Annotated in this window: 14 protein-coding genes and 1 tRNA gene; 7 read left to right on the top strand and 8 right to left on the bottom strand. The window is 66.1% G+C overall.

What is annotated here, in order from left to right; translation table 11 throughout:
• Window positions 1-233: 233 nt before the first annotated feature.
• The gene (locus KBZ13_RS14110) at window positions 234-1,388 is read left to right on the top strand and encodes a sirohydrochlorin chelatase (protein ID WP_409995665.1); all 1,155 of its coding nucleotides are present in this window, start codon (window positions 234-236) and stop codon (window positions 1,386-1,388) included.
• A 406-nt stretch (window positions 1,389-1,794) separates the two neighbouring features.
• Window positions 1,795-2,085, top strand: a complete 291-nt coding sequence (locus KBZ13_RS14115; RefSeq protein ID WP_255010264.1) for a DUF2811 domain-containing protein — start codon at window positions 1,795-1,797, stop codon at window positions 2,083-2,085.
• 181 nt (window positions 2,086-2,266) lie between these two features.
• Here KBZ13_RS14115 and KBZ13_RS14120 read toward each other — a convergent pair whose 3' ends face one another.
• Together KBZ13_RS14120 and KBZ13_RS14125 are read right to left on the bottom strand one after the other, a co-directional pair.
• Complete coding sequence (locus tag KBZ13_RS14120; RefSeq protein WP_255010266.1) at window positions 2,267-3,916, bottom strand: GMC oxidoreductase; 1,650 nt, start codon at window positions 3,914-3,916, stop codon at window positions 2,267-2,269.
• Entirely contained in the window at window positions 3,916-4,107 is a 192-nt protein-coding gene (locus tag KBZ13_RS14125) for a hypothetical protein (RefSeq protein WP_255010276.1), read from the bottom strand. The genes KBZ13_RS14120 and KBZ13_RS14125 overlap by 1 nt, the downstream gene beginning before the upstream one ends.
• Before the next feature lie 275 nt (window positions 4,108-4,382).
• On the opposite strand from KBZ13_RS14125, the gene KBZ13_RS14130 reads away from it, so the two are divergent.
• On the top strand, window positions 4,383-12,455 hold the full coding sequence (locus KBZ13_RS14130; protein ID WP_255010278.1) for a YDG domain-containing protein: 8,073 nt from the start codon (window positions 4,383-4,385) through the stop codon (window positions 12,453-12,455).
• Window positions 12,452-13,735, top strand: coding sequence for a CHAT domain-containing protein (locus tag KBZ13_RS14135; RefSeq protein ID WP_255010280.1), 1,284 nt, complete (start codon window positions 12,452-12,454; stop codon window positions 13,733-13,735). Before KBZ13_RS14130 ends, KBZ13_RS14135 begins: the two co-directional genes overlap by 4 nt.
• A 102-nt stretch (window positions 13,736-13,837) precedes the next feature.
• Here the strand turns inward: KBZ13_RS14135 and KBZ13_RS14140 are convergent.
• Window positions 13,838-13,914, bottom strand: a tRNA-Met gene (locus KBZ13_RS14140).
• Window positions 13,915-13,972: 58 nt separating this feature from the next.
• Here KBZ13_RS14140 and KBZ13_RS14145 point away from each other — a divergent pair.
• Window positions 13,973-14,992, top strand: a complete 1,020-nt coding sequence (locus KBZ13_RS14145) for a DUF475 domain-containing protein (protein WP_255010282.1) — start codon at window positions 13,973-13,975, stop codon at window positions 14,990-14,992.
• On the opposite strand, the gene KBZ13_RS14150 is transcribed toward KBZ13_RS14145, so the two are convergent.
• From KBZ13_RS14150 to KBZ13_RS14165, 4 genes are read right to left on the bottom strand one after another with little or no spacing between them, the layout of a single operon-like run.
• Window positions 14,989-15,975 (bottom strand): asparaginase, encoded by a 987-nt coding sequence (locus tag KBZ13_RS14150; RefSeq protein ID WP_255010284.1) that lies wholly within the window; start codon window positions 15,973-15,975, stop codon window positions 14,989-14,991. The genes KBZ13_RS14145 and KBZ13_RS14150 overlap by 4 nt on opposite strands.
• Window positions 15,976-16,018: 43 nt before the next feature.
• Window positions 16,019-16,525, bottom strand: coding sequence for a CGLD27 family protein (locus KBZ13_RS14155; RefSeq protein ID WP_255010286.1), 507 nt, complete (start codon window positions 16,523-16,525; stop codon window positions 16,019-16,021).
• A gap of 7 nt (window positions 16,526-16,532) precedes the next feature.
• Window positions 16,533-16,931: a ribosome silencing factor gene (gene rsfS / locus KBZ13_RS14160; protein ID WP_255010287.1), complete on the bottom strand. Its 399-nt coding sequence runs from the start codon at window positions 16,929-16,931 to the stop codon at window positions 16,533-16,535.
• Window positions 16,924-17,559: a DUF3318 domain-containing protein gene (locus KBZ13_RS14165; protein ID WP_255010289.1), complete on the bottom strand. Its 636-nt coding sequence runs from the start codon at window positions 17,557-17,559 to the stop codon at window positions 16,924-16,926. The genes rsfS and KBZ13_RS14165 overlap by 8 nt, the downstream gene beginning before the upstream one ends.
• Before the next feature lie 123 nt (window positions 17,560-17,682).
• Between KBZ13_RS14165 and carB the strand changes: the two genes are divergently transcribed.
• Both carB and KBZ13_RS14175 read left to right on the top strand, forming a co-directional pair.
• A complete protein-coding gene (gene carB / locus KBZ13_RS14170) occupies window positions 17,683-20,997 on the top strand; it encodes a carbamoyl-phosphate synthase large subunit (RefSeq protein WP_255010291.1) in 3,315 nt (1,104 codons plus the stop codon).
• A 55-nt stretch (window positions 20,998-21,052) separates the two neighbouring features.
• Entirely contained in the window at window positions 21,053-21,775 is a 723-nt protein-coding gene (locus tag KBZ13_RS14175) for a DUF3386 domain-containing protein (RefSeq protein ID WP_255010292.1), read from the top strand.
• An 18-nt stretch (window positions 21,776-21,793) separates the two neighbouring features.
• On the opposite strand, the gene KBZ13_RS14180 is transcribed toward KBZ13_RS14175, so the two are convergent.
• Window positions 21,794-22,015 carry a DUF6447 family protein gene (locus tag KBZ13_RS14180; RefSeq protein WP_255010294.1) on the bottom strand — a complete coding sequence of 74 codons (222 nt, stop codon included), beginning with the start codon at window positions 22,013-22,015 and terminating at the stop codon, window positions 21,794-21,796.
• Between the last annotated feature and the right edge of the window lie 12 nt (window positions 22,016-22,027).

Genomic DNA, 22,027 nt, shown 5'->3' on the forward strand with positions numbered 1-22,027 from the left:
GGGACCGACTGGATGGGTTGAGGCTCAGGGCTTGAAGCTGTCCAAAACCTCGGCCGTTGCGAGACAGCTCAACGCGGTTGAGCGGCTCGAACGAGCCGAGGCGGGTTCCCGGTGATGTAACCAACCGTAAAGCCAATGCAACGAAACATTGAGCGCCGATGGCTGGGCGGGTGGCGGCGGCAGGCCCACCCAGCCCTGGCAAAGCGATAGGTTCCCATCAGCACGGCCTTCCCATGGTTTCGCCCCCCGCGCAGCAGGCGCTCTCCACCCTCTCCGCCTCCGCTCAAGGCGGGGCTCCGATCGGCGTGATGATCTGCGGCCATGGCAGCCGCAACCGCCTGGCGGTGGCCGAGTTCGCCCAGCTGGCCGAGGGCCTGCGCCGCCAACTGCCCCAGATCCCGGTCGAATACGGCTACCTGGAGTTCGCCCGGCCGATCCTGCGGGATGGCCTGGAGCGCCTGCGGCAGCAAGGGGTGGGCCGGGTGCTGGCGGTGCCGGGGATGCTGTTCGCCGCCGGCCATGCCAAGAACGACATCCCCTCGGTGCTCAACACCTACGCCGCCGAGACCGGGCTGCAGATCGACTACGGCCGCGAACTGGGCATCGACCTCAAGATGATCCAGGCGGCCGGGGCGCGCATCCGCGAGGCCCTTGATCGCGCCCCAGTGGGACCAAATGGTCCCATCCCCCTGCACGACACCCTGCTGGTGGTGGTGGGCCGCGGTTCCTCCGATCCCGACGCCAACTCCAACGTCGCCAAGGTGACGCGGATGCTGGTGGAGGGCTTCGGCTTCGGCTGGGGCGAAACGCTCTATTCCGGTGTCACCTTCCCGCTGGTGGAACCGGGCCTGCGCCACGTGGTGCGGCTGGGCTACCGCCGCATCCTGGTCTTTCCCTATTTCCTGTTCTCGGGCGTGCTGGTGAGCCGCATCCGCCAGCACAGCGAGCGCGTGGCGGCCGAGCATCCCGAGGTGGAGTTCCTGCCGGTCGACTACCTGGGGGATCACCCGCTGGTGATCGACACCTTCATCGAGCGGGTGGAGGAGGTGGTGCGGGGCGACACCAACATGAACTGCTCCCTGTGCAAATACCGGGCCCAGGTGCTCGGCTTCGAGCGCGAGGTGGGCGCCCCCCAGGAGAGTCATCACCACCACGTCGAGGGGCTCTGTGAAGCCTGCGACCTCTGCGAGAACGAGTGCACCGGCGCCTGCCAGAGCGACGGCGTTCCGATCCCGGTGGCCGGCCACGACCACGGGCCTCACCACAGCCATGAGCACAGCCATAGCCATGCCCACGGCCCCCACCATCCGCCCTACCCCCACGCCGATCACCCCCTCGGACCCCGCAGCCTGAGGACGAACCCACCGGAGCAGGAACCGCCTTCCTGAGCCGCGCGGGCGGCCCACCCAAGCGTCTCGATCTCGCCCGCGTCTCAATGGACACAGCGCCGATCAGTCCTGCCTATCAATGGGGGGTTTCCACAGGCTCCGGGTGTTTTCCCCAGCTCAAACGGGGTTTTTCCACAGTTCAAGCCACCTGAAGGGTTGCTGGGCCAAGAGCGTTGGGGATTTCCCGATTTGGCACCAACGGAACTTGACAGCCACGCGCCATCGACCAAGGTCCGGGGCGCCCAGCACTGACGCCATGCAAGTCCCCTGCGCTGGAAGCCATCTCATTTTGATGCGACGTGCGCTCAGAAGAGACCTCCGCTTTGACGCCTCGGGGCCTGTTGTGTCTTTCTTAGGGGGTAGTCACGGACGGCAGACCTTGGACGGCGTTGGCGGGGTTGATGGGATGGAGCAGACGCCAAGGAACCAGGAACGTGACCACCTTTCCCGTTGCATCGCCCGCCAGACGGCTGATAAGCCCGCCGTTCCGGACGCCGCCAGCGTCAGCCTGGAAGCCGAGGTTCCCGAGGTCCTGTTCGATGGCATGCGGGAGTTCATCCAGGCTCACCCCCACTGGGATCAATACCGGGTGATGACCTCGGCCCTGGCCGGGTTCCTGTTCCAGAACGGCTGCACCGATCGCACCGTGGCCCAGCACTACCTGCACGGCCTGTTCCGGCGCCAGGGCCAGCCCTGAGCTCAGCCCTGGGACAGGGAACGCATCAACCTGCTCAGGCACAAAAAAAAAGCGGGAGGCTGAACTCCCGCTTTGGATCTCCCTTGCCCGACCCGTTGAAGGTCGCCCCCAGAGTGTGCGGCTTCTCGCCGGTGGGAACTGTGGTCATCGACACCACAGGAGCCGTTCGATGTCGAAGTGCTCACAGAGCCTTGAGCTCACCGCTGCGCAGGTCCGCGGCAGCCCGCTCGCAGGCCCGCCAGGTGATCGCCATCTCCGTGAGCGTCGGGCTCTGCCAGCCGGCGCTGGGCCAGCAGGCCCCATCCACCACAAGCAGATTGGGGGCCCGCCAGCAACGGTTCCAGGGGTCGACGACACCCTCGTTCTCCGTCGCCGCCATCGGCGCGCCTCCGAGCTCATGGATGTAGTAGCCGGGGGGTGGGGCCTCCGGGGCCAGGGCGATGCTGCGGCGCAGCAGTGGCTCGATCAAGGGCATCAGGAACAGGTCTTCGAGCGGACGGATCTCGCCGCCGGCGGCCGCCACCACCTCCCCCATGCGCCGGTGCATGTGCGCCACCATCCGCTGTTCGTTCTCGCCCCAGGCGCAATCGATGTGGGCGATCGGCAGGCCCCAGGCATCGCTGCGGGCGGTGTCCAGGCGCACATGGTTGCGGGGGTCACTCAGCATCTCCCCATGGCCGATCAGGAAACCCACGGCCTCGCTGCGGCGGCGCTTGAGCATCCCGGGCGGATCGAAGCGCTGCACGGCACCCCAGAGCCCATAACCGCGCAGGAAGGGCAACCCCTCGCGCGCCTCGAGATTCACGGTGTTGGGGATGAAGACGCTGCCCGCCCCCGAGAGCTCCTGGGCACGGGGGGGGGCGGGCTGATCGGGCAGGCGAAAGAAACGGCTGCTGGAGATGTGATCCATCAGGCCATGGCCCAGGCCCCCGGAGGGATCCACCAGGCCGCCGGCGCGCTGGTCCTCGCCGGAGGCCAGCAGCAGCCGCACGCTCTCGATCGTCGAGGCGCACAGCACCACCAACGGAGCCGTTTCGCGCCGGCGCGTGCGGCTCAGGCGCTCGACATAGACCACCGCCTCGGCGCGGGATCCGGAGCGATCCAGCTCCACATGGCTCACCACCGCATCACTGCGCACGCTCACCCGGCCGGTGGCCAGCGCCCGCCCCAGGCAGCCCCCCTGGGAGCTGGAGGCCGGCCAGCCGGCGCGGGCACCACCCCGGTGCAGGGCAAAGCCACGGGAATGAATGAGAGGCAGCCGCAGCTCCTGGTCGATCGCCCCCTGCAGATGCACTTCAGCTGGGGTGAAGGGCAAGGGCGGGCCGTAGTCGCCATCCGGTAACTGGGGCAGACCATCGCGGCCGCCGCGCACGCCCAGCAGCCTCTCCAGCCGGGCGTAGTAGGGAGCCAGGTGGTCGTGGCCGATGGGCCAGCTCGGGCCATGGCCATCGCGCTCGCCGGCCTTGAACTCGAGATCCGACAACCGCAGGGTGATGCCGCCCCAGGTGAGGCTCTTACCGCCCACCTGCCGGCCCCGGGTCCACAGGAACGGCCGCTCCGACGGGGTGCCGTAGGGGTTCTCGCCCTCGTCGACGAACAACTCGGGATTGGCCTTCCAGTAGCCGGGGTGGCTGGCCTGCCGTTTCTGGGCTCCGCTGGTGAGTTTGGCCAGCCGCCGCACGGTGTTCAGCGGTTCGGAGCCCAGGGCCCGCTCGACGCTCAGGTTCGGGCCGGCCTCGAGCACCAGCACCTGCAGACCGGCCTCGGCCAGCACCATGGCCGCCACCCCGCCGGTGGCGCCGGAGCCCACGACGATCGCGTCGAAGGGCATCAGGAGGGGGTCACCTGCCGATCCGTGCTGGGTGTGGCGCTGGGGGTGCGGGCCCCCAACAGCTCCAGGGTGGCCAGGATCCCATCACCGATCAGATCGATGCTCAACCACACCAGCACCGCCATCACCAGCAGCGGGTGCGTAGCGGAGCGCTCCGGAGCCGCTGGGGAGGGTGCGTCCGTGATCTCCATCGCAGCCGAGTTCTGGTGGAAGAGTTTGGGGACGAGGTTAGGCCAGCCCCATGGGCGCAGAGGCGCACGAGAGGGGTCGATTCACAGCCAATTCTCAGTTCGTCGACCTCGTCGCGCAAAATGCTTCCAGCGCAGGAGCATCAAGCGACGCCGACTGGATTGCGGGCGCGGACGTGCCGCAAAATGTCGTTCTTGTTACCAGTGCAGGTCAATTTTGGCCTGTTCGGGTAGGTCGGTCCTGGAACTCACAATTACTATCAGCGCTTGGCCTGCCTATGGCGCTTAACGTGCTACTCAGCTACCTGCCCCCCAGTCGCTGGTCGCTGCTTCGATCGAGTTCCAAGATCACTGGCCTCGCGGTCGGTCTTGCCGCTCTCCTGGCCGGCGTTCCGGTTTCAGCGGGCGAGGTGAGCGCCACCGGCGGCGCCCTGGGCCTGGGCACTGCGGTGAATGGGATGGCGGGCGGCAGCTGCGCATCGGGCCTGTGCCAGGTGGGCGGCGGCACGGCGGCGGGCAGCAACCTTTTTCACCGTTTTTCGGCCTTCGACACCCGCGGCGGCATCACGGGTGTGAACTTCGCCACCGGCGGCGCCTCGAACGTGTTCGTTGGGGTGACCAGCCCCCTGGGCAGCTTCATCGACAAACTTGTCTCGTTCTCTAGCCCCGGCAACCTGTTCTGGCTCTCCCCGGGCGGCATCGCCATCAGCGGCGCCGGCGGTTTCGCCAACATCCAGCAGCTGAACCTCAGCACCGCCACCGGCTGGCGGCTGGGCAATGGGGTGTTCGATGCGGCCGGCACCACCGCCGGCCAGGCGGCGTTGCTCAGCGGCGCTCCCCTGCAGGGGGCGGCCGGAGCTCTCACCGATCCGGCCAGCCTGGCGGCGATCGGCCTGCAGAACAACGGCGATCTGAGCCTTTCCGGCGGCCTGCTCACCGTCGACCAGAGCCTGCTGCTCGATGCCCAGGGGGGCAACGTGCTGCTGCAGGCCGCCGGGATCCAGGCACCCAGTATCACGATCAACGGCCACTCCGTGCTGCAGAACACGGCCCTGAGCGCCAGCGGCGCCAACGGCGGCTCGGTCACGATCGCCGCCGCGGGTTCGGTGGTGAGTGGGGCGCCGATCGAGGCCAAAGGCGGCAGCGGCGCCGGCGGCAGCCTTTCCATCACCGCTGGCCAGGCGGTGGTGCAGAGCGCCGGCGCACTGCTCGACGTCAGCGGCGCCAGTGCTGGCGGCTCGATCAGCGTGCAGGCGGGCAAGAGCCTGTTCACATCAAGCACCGCCTCAGCCCTGGGCACGGGCGCTGGCGCCAAGGGCGGCACGATCGAATTCAGCGCCCCTACAGTGCATTTGGCGGCGGCCCAGCTCGATGCCAGCGGCAGCGGCGGTGGCGGGGCCGTGCGCGTGGGCGGCGGCTTCCAGGGCCAAGCGCTGAGCCTGGGCGGCGCCAACGCCAGCAGCACCACGGTGACCGCCGCCAGCAGCCTCAAGGCCGATGCCACGGATCTGGGCAACGGCGGCCAGGTGGTGGTCTGGTCGGAGCAGAGCACCAGCTTCCGCGGCTCGGTGAGCGCCAAGGGCGGCCCCAATGGCGGCGACGGCGGCGTGCTGGAGGTCTCCGGCAAGGAACAGCTCCTGTTCGGAGGCATGGGCGATGCTTCGGCGCCCAAGGGCACGCCGGGCAGCCTGCTGCTCGATCCGAAGAACATCGTGATCGCGGCCGATGCCATTGGCTACGACGTCACCCAGCTGGTGGACCCCAACCCCGGAATCAGCGACAACTTCGCCCAGGAGGTGACGGTGCTCAGTAGCGGCAACATCGTCGCTACCGATCCCTTCGACGATGCCTTCGGCATCGATGCCGGCGCCACCTACCTGTTCAACGGCAGCACGGGGGCCTTGCTCTCCACCCTCTCAGGAACGCTCCCCAACAACCAGGTGGGCAGCGGCGGCGTCACCGCGCTCACCAACGGCAACTATCTGATCTACAGCCCCCTGTGGACGGGCAACTCGCTGACTAGCCAACTGGGTGCCGTCACCTGGGGCAGCGGCACGAGCGGGATCATTGGAGCCGTGTCCAGCTCCAACTCGTTGGTGGGCAGCCAGGCCTTTGATCAGGTGGGCATTGGCCGCATCACGGAGGTGGGCAGCGGCAACTACGTGGTGCGCAGCTACAGGTGGGCCAACGGGACGGCCACGAATGCCGGTGCTGTGACCTGGGGCAGCGGCACCAGCGGCATCAGCGGTGTGGTCAGTGCGGCCAACTCGCTTGTGGGCTCGGCCACCGGTGATCTCGTGGGCAGCGGTGATCTGGCCGTACTGAGCAACGGCAACTACGTGGTGGCCAGCCCGCAATGGGGGAATACGGGCTCTGGTGCACTGGGTGCCGTCACCTGGGGCAGTGGCTCTAGCGGAATCATTGGAGCCGTGAGCAGCACCAACTCGCTGGTGGGTAGCTCCTTCGGTGACGAGATGGGGAGTGGCGGGGTGATCGCTCTGACCAACGGCAATTACGTCGTCATCAGTCCGAATTACACAATACCCGCTCCTCTTATTACAACTGCTTTTTTCCCGTCAAAACCCCGTGCGGGTTCAGTCGCCCAGTTTGATGGATCTACCGGTTTAATTTTTTCAGGCCTCGTCGGCAGCCAAGCCGAGGACCAGGTGGGCAGCGGCGGCATCACCGAGCTCAGCAATGGCAACTACGTCGTTGCAAGCCCCAAGTGGGCCAACTCAGCAGGTAGCAGCCTCGGTGCTGTGACTTGGGTCGACCCGCTGGCGGGTGGAAATCAATCTGTGAATAGCAGCAACTCCCTGATTGGAAGCAGCTTTGGAGATTCCGTGGGCAGTGGCGGCGTCACCGCTGTCAACAACGGCAACTATGTGATCAGCAGTCCCGATTGGGACAACAGCGGTGTCTTCAACGCTGGCGCCGTTACCTGGGTCAATGGCAGTAGCGCGGCTAGCGGAACACCGAGTTCAGCCAATTCCCTGGTAGGGAGTTCCCCGAACGACCGGGTCGGCGGTTCCGGCATCACGGTTCTGACGAATGGCAACTACGTCGTGGAAAGCTCCAGCTGGAGCGGAAGCACCCTGACCAGTCAACTGGGAGCCGTCACCTGGGGCAGTGGCACGACCGGCATCAGTGGTGTTGTCAGCTCTGGGAACTCCCTCGTTGGAAGTACCATCTTCGACATCGTAGGCAATGCCGGCATAACGACCCTGACCAACGGCAACTACGTGGTGGCCAGTTCCTTCTGGGACAACGGCACCGCTATGGATGCCGGAGCGGTCACATGGGGCAATGGCAGCCTCGGGAGCAGCGGTGTGGTGAGTGGCATCAACTCACTGGTGGGCACCAGTACCAACGATGCCGTGGGCTCTGACGGGGTGACCGCCCTGATCAACAACGGCAACTACGTGGTAGCCAGTTCCTCCTGGGACAATGGCACCAATGTGAACGCCGGAGCGGTCACCTGGGCCAATGGCAGCAGCGGCATCACTGGTGCGGTGAGCAGCAGCAATTCCTTGGTGGGAAGTACCAGTGCTGATCAAGTCGGCATTGGAGGCATCACGGCTCTCGCCAATGGCAACTTCGTGGTAAGCAGCTTCTACTGGAGCAACACTGCAGCCAGCAGTTCCCCCTCCTCCGAAGGAGCGGTGACGTGGGGCAACGGCAACAGCGGCATCACAGGTGTGGTGACAAGCAGCAATTCACTCGTAGGCCTACAGGCGAATGGCTACTACGGCAGGGTTTCTATCTGCTCGGATGGCTGCTTCTACATCTCAGGCATCAGTGCGCTGAGCGGTGACCGGTTCGTGATCAACAGCAACTCCTACGGCACCGGCGAAGGACTGCTGCAGATCGCTACGGCCAATGCCCTCACCAATCCCTTCAACTTCTCCAATTCCCCAGGCAGTGATGTCGGGATCAGCCCCGCCCTGATCACCGCCACGGCCAACACCGGCACCGCCGTGGTGCTGCAGGCCAACAATGACATCACGCTCAGGCCAGGCTCGGACATCGTCATCGACAACCCTGGCGGAACGAGTGGATCGGCCCCCGGTGGCAACCTCACCCTCCAGGCCGGGCGCTCGATTGATCTGCAATCCAGCATCAGAACTGATGGTGCCAACCTCACCCTCATCGCCAACGATCCCGCCGCCATTTCCACCTTCCGCGATGCCGGCCTGGCGACGGTCACCATGGCGGCGGGAACCAGCATCGACCTCAACACCAACACCGCCGGTGCCGCTGCCGGTGCGTTGTATCTGAGCCAGTTTTCCTCCACCCTGGGAGTGCCACCATCGGCTGGGGTGGTCAGCCTGACGGACATCACCGCGGGCCTGATCACCGTGGATGCCCGGGATGGGCTCAGCCTCAACGGTACCTTGAATGCGCTCAGTAACAGTCCACTGACTGGCTTGCCCAATGCGGGCCGGTCGCTGGTGCTCTATGCCGGCGCAGGCTCGTTCCTGAACCCTGGCGGTTCAAGTGCCCTCAACTCACCCAACGGTTGGCTTGTCTATGCGGATTCGCGCTCTACGGATGCCAACTTGCTCAACTACGACTTCAAGCAATACGGCAAAACCTTCGACGACACCACACCGATTGCAGCCGCCGGCAAAGGAGTGATCTACGGATTCACCCCCGCCCCACTCACGGTCAGCTTGGTGAATGCCTCCACCAAGAACTACGACAGCAACGTGGATGCCCCGATCAGTGCAGGCAACTATCTCGTCAGTGGGGCGATCGATGGCGACACCGTTCAACTCAATAACCCCGTGCTTGGCGCATACACAACCGCCGGCACCGGTGTGGGCGTAAAGGATGTCGGCACAGGCAAAACCGTCTCCGTCGCTGGTGTCGCCCTTGCACCCACCCAGATCGTTTACGGCTACTCGCTGGCCAGCTCAACGGCTACGGGAGTGATCGGGGGAATTACAGCCAGACCATTGACGGCCACGTCGATTAACTCAGGCAACTCGACCTATGGATCGCCCCTGAGTCCTGGTGCCGTCAACCTATCGAACATTGTCGGAACTGAACTGGTCACGGCTTCCGCCTCCGTCAACACAGGCGCCCTCAGCACAAGCGGCAACCCCATCTTTGGTGCCTACACACAGTCCGCCAGCGCAACACTCTCTGGCGCTGATGCCAATAACTACTCCTTCTCTGGTTTCACAACAACAACGCCCAACTACAACATCAACAAGCTCGCGCTCTCAGGCGCTGCCATTGCCGCGAGCAGCTCCATCTACGGCTCGGCGCTCGTTCCAGGCGCCGTCAGCTTCTCCAACATCGTCGGCCTTGATGCCGTCGGCTCCAGCGCCTTCGTCAATACAGCCGCCCTCAGCATCAGCAATAACCCCGTCTTTGGCTCCTACACCCAGAGCGCCTCTGCCCTCTCCGGCGCTGATGCCGCTAACTATTCCTTCTTGGGCTTCACAACAGCCACTCCCAATTACTCCATCAGCAAGCTCGCCCTCGCAGGGCCGGCCATCGCCGCTGGAACATCCATCTACGGCTCCGCCCTCGCTCCAGGTGTCGTCAGCTTCTCCAACATCGTCGGCCTTGATGCCGTCGGATCCAGCGCCGCCGTCAATACCTCAACTCTCAGCACAAGCGGCAACCCCATCTTTGGTGCCTACACACAGAGCGCCAGCGCCACACTCTCTGGCGCTGATGCCGCCAACTACTCCTTCTCTGGCTTCACAACAGCCACGCCCAACTACAACATCAACAAGCTCGCTCTCTCAGGCGCTGCCATTGCCGCGAGCAGCTCCATCTACGGCTCGGCGCTCGTTCCAGGCGCCGTCAGCTTCTCCAACATCATTGGCCTTGATGCCGTCGGATCCAGCGCCGCCGTCAATACCTCAACTCTCAGCACAAGCGGCAACCCCATCTTTGGCGCCTACACACAGTCCGCCAGCGCAACACTCTCTGGAGCTGATGCCAATAACTACTCCTTCTCTGGTTTCACAACAACAACGCCCAACTACAACATCAACAAGCTCGCTCTCTCAGGCGCTGCCATTGCCGCGAGCAGCTCCATCTACGGCTCGGCGCTCGCTCCAGGTGCCGTAAGCTTCTCCAACATCATTGGCCTTGATGCCGTCGGATCCAGCGCCGCCGTCAATACCTCAACTCTCAGCACAAGCGGCAACCCCATCTTTGGCGCCTACACACAGTCCGCCAGCGCAACACTCTCTGGAGCTGATACTAATAACTACTCCTTCTCTGGTTTCGCAACAACAACGCCCAACTACAACATCAACCAACTCGCCCTTTCCGGCGCCTCAGTAATCGCCGAGAACAAGGTGTACAACGGCAGAACCGCGGCCACCCTGTCTGATACCAGCCTTGGCGGACGGTTGCCCGGTGACGTCGTAGTACTCAATAGTGGCGCCTCGACCTTCTCCGATCCCAACGTCGGCACAGGAAAGACCGTCACGGTGTCTGGTGCGGGGATCTCCGGCACCGATGCCGCCAACTACAGCCTCACCAGCGTTCCTACCACCCTCAGCGCCGACATCAGCATCCGCCCCGTCGCCACCTGGGTCGCCAGCACGGCGGGGAACTGGAGTGATTCAGCCAACTGGGATGCCCTGCCCAGCGCCGCCAATGTGGCGTCCGTGAGGATCCCCGTCGGCAGCGGCGCTCTCACCTACGACGCCGCCGCCGGCAGCACCACCCTGCAAAGCCTCTTCAACGACCAGAGCCTCAACCTCACTGGTGGCTCCCTGGCGGTGAGTGGTGCCACCACCGTGGGCACCGGCGCCAGCCTGGGCCTCAACGGCGGCAGCTTCTCCACCGCCTCGCTGCTCAACCGGGGGCTGGTGAATGGCAGCGGGCCGCTGGCGCTCAACGGGAGCTACACCGAGAGCGGCGGCAGCCTCGGAACGGGCTTCTCCAGCGTCTCGATCACCCAGACCAGTGGCGACCTCAACCTCAGGGGGGTCGGCGCCGTTGGGCCGGTGACCCTCAGCAGCCTGGCCGGTGGCCTCAATCTCAGCGGTGCGGTGAGTTCGGCCGGCGGCACGATCAGCCTCAGTGCCAGCGGCGCCACTCAGCTTGCCGCCGGCTCCTCGCTCACCAGTCCCGGCGCTCTGATCTCCGTCAACAGCAGCGGTCCCCTGTCCCTACTCAGCGCCCGCATCGATGCCAGCGGCGCCAGTGCCGGCGGCACCGTGCAGCTCGATGGCAGCAGCATCAGCCTCGCCAGCACCAGCTTGAACACCTCCGGTACCAACGATGGCGGTGCGATTCAGATCGGCCTCAAGGCCCTGCCCAGCAACGTCACCATCAGCAACTCCAGCCTGATCGCCGATCCACCGGCCCTTGGCGGATCGATCACCATCGACGGCGTCAACATCGCGATCAGTGGCTCCACCCTCAACGTCTTTGGACTCAGTGGCGGCTCGATCGTGCTGGGCTCAGGCAACACCGCCACCTTGAGCCTCGATGCCTTCACTTCGCTCGTAGGGGGCAGCGGCGCCTCCTTCAATCTTTTCGGCGGCTCGATCCTCAACAACGCCAGCATCGTGGGCGGCAAACTTTTCGTGAACGGGGTGGCCGTGGGCAGCTCCGCGCCCCTCACCAGCACAACCATCCCCCTGCTCGTCACCTTCCTCCAGACGATTGATCCGATTCAACCCGGCCTGATCGATTCCACCACCGACTACTCCGACCCTGGTTCTCCACTCGTGACCCAATGGGAACGACTGGGCATCGATCCACTCACCATCACCCTTACCCAGTCCCTGTTCCTTTTCTCTGATGCCTTCTTGTATCAAGACGAGGCGATCACTCCTATCTGGGATTGGGCACGCTTGGATCTATTCAATGAACGTTCTCAACGATCTCTCTACGACATCACCCTTACGGTCGATCGTGACCTGGATCGTCTCGGAACCTCCTTCCAGCAAGATTCCTTGGTCTACATCATGCTTTTGCGCGAAGCGACCGGTGCAGCACCAGGAGTTACCACTGCTGAGATCAAGGTACCGTCAGGTGGCACCGGCCTCGATGAAACAGCTTTCTATCTGAAACTCGAGCAACAGCTGTATCCCTCCCAGGCCTTCGCCGGCCGTTGGCCCGAAGGCTCGCTGCTGAGCCTGTCGGCCAATGCATTCGGTCTGTTTGATCGGGCTGTGCAACAACTCACCCCCCTTCAGGTGCAGGATCAGTTCAACGCCGATGAGCAGCGGGCGATGGAAGAAACCGCCGCTAAGTTGGGTCTCGATCCCACCGACGGCCAAACCGTGCCGACCCCCTCCCAGTTGCAGCAAAGTTTGCGCGACGTGATCCAAGCGGTCCGAGGAAGGATTCGAGCAGGCCAACCATGAACCACCCCAACTCCCACCGACCAAGCCGTTCCCTGGCCGTCTCGCTGCCGTTGCTGCTGGGCTTAGCCCTGGCGACCCCAGCGGCGCAGGCGACGCCGCCAGGCGCCGCTGCACAGCTGCTGGCCCGTTCATCCGAGAGCACCTCCCCCTTCAACTCGGCCCTGTACAACCCGGCGATCCTGCGCATCGGCTTCAGCGAAGCCAAGGGGAAAACCGCCAGTCCCCAGGCGGATGCCTTCCTCGATCTGACCTTGATTCCACCGGATGGAGAGGTGCAGGGCTCCCGCAGTGAGGTGTCACTCAAGCGCTTCAACGAGCTGCTGCGCAAGCTCTACGGCCAACTGGCGAGTCAATCGCCGCTGGATGTCAACGATCCGAACTCACCGGCTCGGCAGCTGTATTCGATTCTGATCCAGCCGATTGCCGCGCAGCTGCAAAAGCAAAAGATCACCACGCTGCTGATCTCCGCCGATGCGGGGCTGCAGGCTGTGCCCTATGCCTCCCTCCACGACGGCCAGAGCTACCTGGGTGAGCGCTATGGCCTTGGCATGACGCCGGCCCTGGGGCTCACCAAACTGGCAGTGCTGCCCGAGAAAGCCCAACCGCAACTGCTGGCGGCCGGGGCCTCCGAGTTCGTGGGCCTCAATGCCCTGCCTCTGGTGCCCCAGGAGCTCGACCGGGTGGGCAAGGGCAAGGCGAACCAGAGCTTCCTCAACAGAAGCTTTACGCCCCAAGTGCTGCTCCAGAAGGCGGGCGATCCACTGATCGATCGGGTGCACATCGCCACCCACGCTGAATTCCTGCCCGGCGGGCCAGCGGCAGCTCGCCTCTACTCAGGCACCGGTCCGATGTCCCTGCGTCAGTTATCCCAGCTGCGCCAACGCCGCGGCGAGGGTCAGCTGGATGTGTTCAGCCTCAGCGCCTGCCGCACCGCCCTCGGCGATGCCGACAGCGAACTGGGTTTCGCGGGGTTGGCGCTCCAGGCGGGATCCCGCAGTGCGCTCGGCAGCCTCTGGTACGTCGACGATGTGGCCACATCGGCGCTGTTCGTGCAGTTCTACCGCTACCTGGACCAGGGCCTTCCCAAGGCCGAGGCGCTGCAATTCACCCGGCGCGCCATGGCGAACGGCCGGATGCGCCTGGTGCGCGATCAGGTGATCGGGGCCGGGGGCGATGTGCTCCTCTCCAAACTGACCACGTCCCAGCAACGTCGCATCAGCACAGGTCTGCAGCACCCCTTCTTCTGGGCGGGCATCCAGTTGCTGGGAACGCCTTGGTAAACGCAGCCGGCCCGCAGCTCAGGCCAACAAGACGCCAACAAAAAACCCCCGGCCAAGGGCCGGAGGGTTGACGTGAGGGCGCCGATTGACGACCTCTGAAGTTGGTGGCGGGGAGGAGATTTGAACTCCTGACCTTCGGGTTATGAGCCCGACGAGCTACCAGACTGCTCTACCCCGCGTCGCCTCAAAGATCGTATCCCTCAGGGGTACCCTTCGGCAATCAACTGAGCCAACGGCATGGCCCGCTACTTCCAGTACGTGCGGTTCCCCCTGCTGTGTTGCCTGATCGGCCTGGGGGCCGTGCTGGTCTCCCGCGGCCTCACCGCCGCCTGGCTCACCCTGGTGCTGCTGGCCCTGGAGATCAGCCTCTCCTTCGACAACGCCGTGGTCAACGCGCGGGTGCTGGAAGAGCTCACCCCCGGCCAGCAGCGTTTCTTCCTCACCTGGGGGCTGGTGATCCCGGTGTTCGGCGTGCGCTTCATGGGTCCGCTGCTACTGGTGGCGTTGGCGGGTGGCGTGGGCCTGGGGGAGGCCTTCGATGCCGCCATGCATCATCCCGACCACTACCGTGAGCTGCTGGAGCTGGCCGAACCACGGATCCTGGCCTTCGGCGGGATGTTCCTGCTGATGGTGTTCCTGCGCTACTTCTTCGATGAGGCCAAGACTCTGCACTGGGTCCAGCGGCTGGAGGCCAGGCTGGCCCAGGCAGGGCGGATCGAATCACTGGAGGTGGCCCTGGCCCTGACGGTGCTGCTGGCCGTGGCCCTGGCCCTCCCCAGGGAGCTGCGCGGCGATGTGCTGATCAGCGGCCTGGTGGGCCTGGTGCTGCAGATCCTCAGCACCTCCCTGGCCCAGTTCTTCGGCGGCGACGAGGCGGCCATGGGACGGCTGGCCGCCCATGGCGGTGTGGCCAGCCTGATCTACCTGGAGCTGCTGGATGCCTCCTTCAGCCTCGATGGCACGATCGGCGCCTTCGCGATCACCAACCAGCTACCCCTGATCCTCACCGGCCTGGGCCTCGGCGCCCTGTTCATCCGCTCGCTCACGGTGCTGCTCACGCGCGAGCGCGCCCTGGACCGGCTGATCTACCTCGAGCACGGCGCCCACTACGCCATCGGCGCCCTGGGCTTTTTGATGCTGGCGGGGGTGGTGATCGCCCGCTGGGGCCTGCATGTGCCCGAATGGCTCAGCGGCCTGATCGGGGTCGTGTTGCTGGCGCTGTCCCTGTGGGATTCCCTGCGCCAGGCCCGCTCCTAGCGGCTCGCGGCGGCGTCGAAGCGCAGCTCCCCCACCACCTCCAGGCGCACGGCCTCGCCGGGCACCAGAAAACGCTGCTCCAGCTCCTCCAGGCTCAGCGGGGTGAGCCAGTCGAGCTGGCGCAGCACATGCAGCGCCACGGCGTGCTTCGCGCGGCTGGCCCCATCGATCACCTTGATCGCGACCCCCATGCCCTCACCGACGCGGCTGAGGCATTGGATGCCCTCGGCGCCACCCTTGCTCACCACCTGGCCGTGGCCGCGGCGCATCAGTTCGGTGTCGAAACGGCCCTCACCGGCGATGAGCTCGGGGTGGGCGAGCATCGCCCGGCTGAGGCGTTCCAGGTCGGCCTGCTCGGAGGCCCCCAGATGAGCAAAAAGTAGGGCCATCTGGGCCAGCTGCAGTTGCAGGGTGGGGGCGCCGCAGTCGTCGCGGGCGGTCACCAGCTCAGCGCCGGGCATGCCCAACAGTTCGCCCACCCGCTTGAGCAGCTGCTGCTGCAAGGGGTGCTCCACCTGCAGGTAGCTCTCCAGGGGCCAGTGCAGCCGCCGGCAGGCGGCCAGGAACGCGGCGTGCTTGCCGGAGCAGTTGTGCTCCAGGGGGCTGGTGCCGCCGGGGGGGATCGGGCACTGCAGCTGCTCCGTCTCCAGATCGGCGCTCCAGAGCAGCTTGAAGGCTTCGCGGGCGTGGGCAGGGGTGCCCGCATGGGAGGCGCAGGCGATCGCCAGGCCGCGATCATCGGCGCCGGCCCCATCGGCGGCGCCACTGCCCACATAGACCTGCGCCTGGAACGGCTTGAGCGCCGAGCGCACAAAGCTCAGCAGCTGGGGATCTCCGGCGCGCATCAGCACCCGGCCGCGCTGGTCGCAGACCACCGCATGGGCCCGGTGCACCGATTCGACGATGCCGCTGCGCAGCACACGCACCTCCAGAGGAGGGACGCCGGAGCGCTGGGGAGTTCCGAAGCTGGAGGACAGGGTCATCGGCGCGGCGTGGGGGATGACCCCCGATCGAACCGGAAGCCTCTCAGAAAGCCTGACAGAGGCCGGTGCCGAGCAGCAGCAGCAACGCCAGCACCGCCAGGGCCAGCTCCAGCCGGCGCATCACCGGAGCCACCTGGTGGCGGGCCACCAGCAGATCCCGCTGGCGCCAGGCCAGGGGTTTCTCCCACTCCTGGCCGTCGTACCAACCGGATTCCTCGTAGGCGATCCGCTCGCTGCGCAGGCGCAGCAACAGGTGCCGCCAGCCCAGCCACTGGCGCACCAGCAGGGCGAGGGGCATCAGCACGGCGCCCAGGGCGGCGATGGCCGTCAGGCGCAGGGGATCCTGGCGCAGGGCCCAGCTGCCGCTGGTCACCAGCAGGGTGAGCGGCAGGGCGGCCCACCAGCTCACCAGCAGCGGCCGCAGCAGGGAGCGGGAGCTGGTGGCGGGCCAGCGGAAGAACCAGGAACGGCAGAACTGGTCGTACTCCTCCAGCGGTCGCTGCTCCGGTGGCACCGGGCAGAGATCATCGATGAGGATGTTTTCGGCCACAGAGCCCTCAGCCCGGAAGGGCGCCCTCGGGGTTCACGCTGGCCGAGCTCAAGCTGGCGGTGCTCACGAAGGGCACCTTCTCCCCATGGCCCCAGAAGGCCTCCAGGTCGTAGTAGCTGCGCTCCGACGGGGTGAGCACGTGCACGATCAGCTCGCCGTAATCCAGCAGAAGCCAGCGCCCCTCGGTCTGACCCTCCTTGCGCAGGGGCAGGCGGCCGGCCTCGGTTTCGAGGCGATCCTCCACCGAGCGGGCGATCGCCCGCACCTGCACATCCGACAGCCCGCTGGCGATCACGAACCAGTCGGCCAGGGAAGACACCTCGTCCACCCGGATCAGCAGGATGTCGACGGCCTTGCGGTCATCACAGGCTTCCGCCGCCAGCTGGGCCAGCTCCCGGCTATCCATAGACGTTCTCGCTGGTGACCGACTGGCGGCTTCCCTGCTGCTGGGCCATCTCGGCGCGGGCCTTGCCGGCGCTCTTGCGCAGGGCCTCGAGGCGATCTTCATAGAAGGCCCGCTTCTTCTTCTTGCGGCTCTGCTCCACCAGCTCCTTGAGGGCGCCCCCCAGGCTCTTGTAGGCATTGGGCAAGGTGTAACCAAAACGGGTGGCCAGATCGATCGCCCGCTCGTCGGCACCGATGGCGTCCGCCAGGCGCTTTTCGGAATTGTTCTTGAGATACAGGCGGTAACCGGCGAAGCCTGAAAGCCCCGCCGCCAGCACCAGCAGCAGGCCGTCCTGGACCCAGAGCTCGCCGATCGCCCCCCCCAGGCCGATGGCCAGGGCCGCCATCTCCCAACCGTCGCGGGGCACGGCATCGTTCTGGACCCGGCCCACCTCGTGCCAGAAGAGCAGGTTGCGGTGATCCAGGGCCAGCTGGTCCCATTTCTCCAGATCCACCTGGATTTCCACCTCATCACGGCCGATCTCCTCGATCGTGATCAGCGGCGGGTCGGCGGCGGCGGCGGCTTCCACGAACACCCAGCTCTGCATCTCAGGAGGCAGCAGCCCCTTCAGGCGCTGGAGTTCGCTCATGGAACGTTCGTCAGAATGGATATTGGACCAGATTAGCGACCACAGGGGGTGGACTCGCCCGGCAGCGGCCGGTGCCGCGATCAACCATGAGAGGCTGGGCAGGTTTGGCCCCCGCTTTTCCCCATGCCCCGCCGGACGGATCTGCGTCGCATCCTGCTGCTGGGGTCCGGGCCGATCGTGATCGGCCAGGCCTGCGAGTTCGACTATTCCGGCACCCAGGCCTGCAAGGCCCTGCGGGCCGAAGGCTTCGAGGTGGTGCTGGTGAACAGCAATCCGGCCTCGATCATGACCGATCCGGACATGGCGGATCGCACCTACATCGAGCCGCTCACCCCTGAGGTGGTGGCCCGGGTGATCGAGATCGAGCGCCCTGACGCCCTGCTGCCCACCATGGGCGGCCAGACCGCCCTGAACCTGGCGGTGGCCTTGGCCGAGAACGGCACCCTGGCGACCTACGGGGTGGAGCTGATCGGCGCCAACCTCGAGGCGATCATGAAGGCGGAAGACCGCAACCTGTTCAAGCAGGCGATGGAGCGCATCGGCGTGGCCGTCTGCCCGTCGGGCATTGCGAGCACCCTGGAGGAGGCCGAGCGTGTCGGCGACGAGGAGATCGGCAGTTATCCGCGCATCATTCGTCCCGCCTTCACCCTCGGCGGATCCGGCGGCGGCATCGCCTACAACCCCGAGGAGTTCAGGGCCTTCTGCAAGAGCGGCCTGGAGGCGAGCCCTGTGTCGCAGATCCTGATCGAGCGCTCGCTGATCGGCTGGAAAGAGTTCGAGCTGGAGGTGATGCGCGATCTGGCCGACAACGTGGTGATCATCTGCAGCATCGAGAACCTCGACCCGATGGGGGTGCACACGGGCGACTCGATCACGGTCGCCCCCGCCCAGACCCTCACCGACCGGGAGTACCAGCGCCTTCGTGACCAATCGATCGCGATCATCCGCGAGATCGGCGTCGAGACCGGCGGCAGCAACATCCAGTTCGCGATCAACCCCGCCAATGGCGATGTGGTGGTGATTGAGATGAATCCGCGCGTCAGCCGCAGCTCGGCGCTGGCGTCGAAGGCCACGGGCTTCCCGATCGCCAAGATCGCCGCCCGCCTGGCGGTGGGCTACACCCTCGATGAAATCCTCAACGACATCACCGGCAAGACGCCGGCCTGCTTCGAGCCCACGATCGACTACGTGGTCACCAAGATTCCGCGCTTCGCCTTCGAGAAGTTCCGTGGTTCTCCGGCTGTGCTCACCACCTCGATGAAGTCGGTGGGGGAAGCGATGGCGATCGGCCGCTGCTTCGAGGAATCGTTCCAGAAGGCCCTGCGTTCGCTGGAAACGGGCCATGCCGGCTGGGGCTGCGACCGCCCCGATCAGCCGATCGAGGCCCCCGAACTGGAGCGCCTGCTGCGCACCCCGGCGCCGGATCGGATCTTCGCCGTGCGCGCCGCCATGGCCGCCGGCCGCAGCGACGCCGACATCCACCAGCTCAGCGCCATCGACCCCTGGTTCCTGGCCAAGCTGCGCCACATCGTTGAGGCCCAGGAGCGCCTGCTGAGCGGCCGCTCCCTGGATCAGCTCAGCTCTGAGGCCCTGCTGGAGCTCAAGCAGCTGGGCTTCTCCGACCGCCAGATCGCCTGGGCCACCGCCAGCGACGAGCTCAGCGTGCGGCGTTATCGCCAGGGGCTGGGGGTGAACGCCGTGTTCAAGACGGTGGACACCTGCGCCGCCGAGTTCGCCTCCAGCACCCCGTATCACTACGCCACCTACGAGCGGCCCCTGGAGCATCTCAATGCCGACGGCTCCTTGACCCTGCTGCCCCCCGAAAACGAGGTGCAGCCGGAGTCACGCCGCAAAGTGATGATCCTCGGCGGTGGGCCCAACCGCATCGGTCAGGGGATCGAATTCGACTACTGCTGCGTGCACGCCTCCTTCGCCCTGCAACAGGAGGGCTTCGCCACGGTGATGGTGAACAGCAATCCGGAAACGGTGTCGACGGATTACGACACCAGCGACCGGCTCTACTTCGAACCGCTCACCCTCGAAGACGTGCTCAACGTGATCGAGGCCGAACAGCCCGAAGGCGTGATCGTGCAGTTCGGCGGTCAGACGCCCCTCAAGCTCGCCCTGCCGCTGCAACGCTGGCTGGCCAGCCCGGAGGGCCTGGCCACGGGCACGGGGCTGTGGGGCACGTCTCCTGAGTCGATCGATACGGCCGAAGACCGGGAGCAATTCGAGGCGATCCTGCGGCGGTTGAACATCCGCCAGCCCCGCAATGGCCTGGCCCGCAGCGAGGCGGAGGCCCGTGCCGTGGCCGAGCGGGTGGGCTACCCGGTGGTGGTGCGCCCCAGCTACGTGCTGGGAGGCCGCGCCATGGAGGTGGTCTTCGATCAGGAGGAACTGAACCGCTACATGGGGGAAGCCGTGCAGGTGGAACCCGACCACCCCGTGCTGATCGACCAGTACCTGGAGAACGCGATCGAGGTGGATGTGGACGCCCTGGCCGATCGCACCGGCCAGGTGGTGATCGGCGGCCTGATGGAGCACATCGAGCCCGCCGGCATCCATTCCGGCGATTCCGCCTGTGCCCTGCCCTCGGTGTCGCTGGGGCCTGAGGCCCTGGCCACGATCCGCGGCTGGAGCAAGGATCTGGCCCTGGCCCTGAAGGTGAACGGCCTGATCAACCTGCAATTCGCCGTGCGCGACGGCGAGGTGTTCATCATCGAGGCCAACCCCCGGGCCTCGCGCACGGTGCCGTTCGTGGCCAAGGCCACCGGCGTGCCCCTGGCCAAGATCGCCAGCCGGTTGATGGCCGGCCGCACCCTGGCGGAACTGGGTCTCACGGGCGAGCCCGTGCCGCCCATGCAGAACGTCAAGGAGGCGGTGCTGCCGTTCAAGCGCTTCCCGGGATCCGATTCGCTGCTGGGCCCGGAGATGCGCTCCACCGGCGAGGTGATGGGCAGCGCCAGCAGCTTCGGGATGGCCTACGCCAAGGCCGAGCTGGCCGCCGGCGAGGCCCTGCCCACCGGTGGCACGGTGTTTCTCTCCACCCACGACCGCGACAAACTCGCCCTGGTGCCCGTGGCCCGCGGCCTCGCCGCCCTGGGCTTCGCCTTGATCGCCACCACCGGCACCGCCAAGGTGCTCCAGGAGGCCGGTCTGGAGGTGGAGTCGATCCTCAAGGTGCACGAGGGGCGACCCAACATCGAAGACGCGATCCGCTCGGCCCGCATCCAGCTGATCATCAACACCCCGATCGGCCGCCAGGCCGCCTACGACGACAAGTACCTGCGCCGGGCCGCCCTCGACTACGCCGTGACCACGGTCACGACCCTGGCCGGGGCCCGGGCGGCGGTGGAGGCGATCACGGCCCTGCAGACGACCCACAGCCTCACGGTCCGGGCCCTGCAGGACATCCACGCTCCCGTGGCCGCGCCCTGAGCCCTGCTGAGCTGAGCGGTGCTGGGTAGGGTTACAGGACGCTTGAGCTTCCCCCATGCCCATCTTTCTCTCCCTCGATCCGGCGGCGTCTAAGGCCAACAGCCCAGCAGCCGAAACACCGATCGCCCCGGGCAGCGACCTGCGGGAGGCCTTCCGCGCCGCCTACGAGAACCGCTACACCTGGGATCCGGAGTTCGGGGGCTACCGCGGCCGCTGGATCTGGGAGCAGGGCGAGCGGCGCGAGCAGGGCACGTTTGAGGTGAGCTCCGATCTCAAGGCCAAGGTGGAGGGCTGCGACGACGAAGCGGTCACCAAGGCGGTGGGTTCCCAGCTCTGGGAGGTGGCGATCCACCGGGTCCGCCGCAGCTTCGAGCAGACCCATGGCGCCAACACCTTCTCCGCCGGCGACACCGATGACGTGGGCGTGGAGGTGATCGTGGGCGGCAAGAACGCCGGTGATCGTTACCGCATCAAGAACGACGTGGTGACGATGGTGCACCGCCACATCCACGGCACGGTGGTGACGATCTTCACCGGCAGCACCACCGACACCGGTGCGGGCTACCTCAGCCACACCTACAGCAGCCGTTACAGCGATCCGGCCACCGGGGCCGCCAAGGGTGGCGCCAGCTCCTTCACCGACAGCTTTGTGCCCCTGGGCGACGGCGGCCCCTGGGTGCTGGCCGAGCGGCTGATCGAAACCGAAGACCCCGAAGCCGAAGGCGGCACGAGCCACCAACGCTTCCGCTTCGAGGAGTTGGGCGCCCTGGGCGAGTGATCGCCACGGCCCCTGGCCTCAGGGCATCGGGGTGATCGTCTTGAGCCGCTCGTTGAGTTGAGAGGCCAGCGACTGCCGCCCCACCACCAGCACCTTGAGGGTGTCTTCGTGGAGCCGCAGTTGGGCATCGGCCACCTGCATCCCGCGCACCAGCTCCTTGACGTCATCGGGGAGGTTGTTGAGGTCGTAGCGCTTGTCCTCGAAGGTGAGAACGGGGGGCTGCTGGAGTTCGTCGGTCATGCCTGCACGGGG

The organism is Cyanobium sp. ATX 6F1 (assembly GCF_024346315.1).
Classification (GTDB): domain Bacteria; phylum Cyanobacteriota; class Cyanobacteriia; order PCC-6307; family Cyanobiaceae; genus ATX-6F1.

Coding starts and splice junctions, on each gene's coding strand:
- KBZ13_RS14110 (WP_409995665.1), top strand. CDS start 234: ATGGTTTCGCCCCCCGCGCAGCAGGCGCTCTCCACCCTCTCCGCCTCC.
- KBZ13_RS14115 (WP_255010264.1), top strand. CDS start 1,795: ATGGAGCAGACGCCAAGGAACCAGGAACGTGACCACCTTTCCCGTTGC.
- KBZ13_RS14120 (WP_255010266.1), bottom strand. CDS start 3,916: ATGCCCTTCGACGCGATCGTCGTGGGCTCCGGCGCCACCGGCGGGGTG.
- KBZ13_RS14125 (WP_255010276.1), bottom strand. CDS start 4,107: ATGGAGATCACGGACGCACCCTCCCCAGCGGCTCCGGAGCGCTCCGCT.
- KBZ13_RS14130 (WP_255010278.1), top strand. CDS start 4,383: ATGGCGCTTAACGTGCTACTCAGCTACCTGCCCCCCAGTCGCTGGTCG.
- KBZ13_RS14135 (WP_255010280.1), top strand. CDS start 12,452: ATGAACCACCCCAACTCCCACCGACCAAGCCGTTCCCTGGCCGTCTCG.
- KBZ13_RS14145 (WP_255010282.1), top strand. CDS start 13,973: ATGGCCCGCTACTTCCAGTACGTGCGGTTCCCCCTGCTGTGTTGCCTG.
- KBZ13_RS14150 (WP_255010284.1), bottom strand. CDS start 15,975: ATGACCCTGTCCTCCAGCTTCGGAACTCCCCAGCGCTCCGGCGTCCCT.
- rsfS (WP_255010287.1), bottom strand. CDS start 16,931: ATGGATAGCCGGGAGCTGGCCCAGCTGGCGGCGGAAGCCTGTGATGAC.
- KBZ13_RS14165 (WP_255010289.1), bottom strand. CDS start 17,559: ATGAGCGAACTCCAGCGCCTGAAGGGGCTGCTGCCTCCTGAGATGCAG.
- carB (WP_255010291.1), top strand. CDS start 17,683: ATGCCCCGCCGGACGGATCTGCGTCGCATCCTGCTGCTGGGGTCCGGG.
- KBZ13_RS14175 (WP_255010292.1), top strand. CDS start 21,053: ATGCCCATCTTTCTCTCCCTCGATCCGGCGGCGTCTAAGGCCAACAGC.
- KBZ13_RS14180 (WP_255010294.1), bottom strand. CDS start 22,015: ATGACCGACGAACTCCAGCAGCCCCCCGTTCTCACCTTCGAGGACAAG.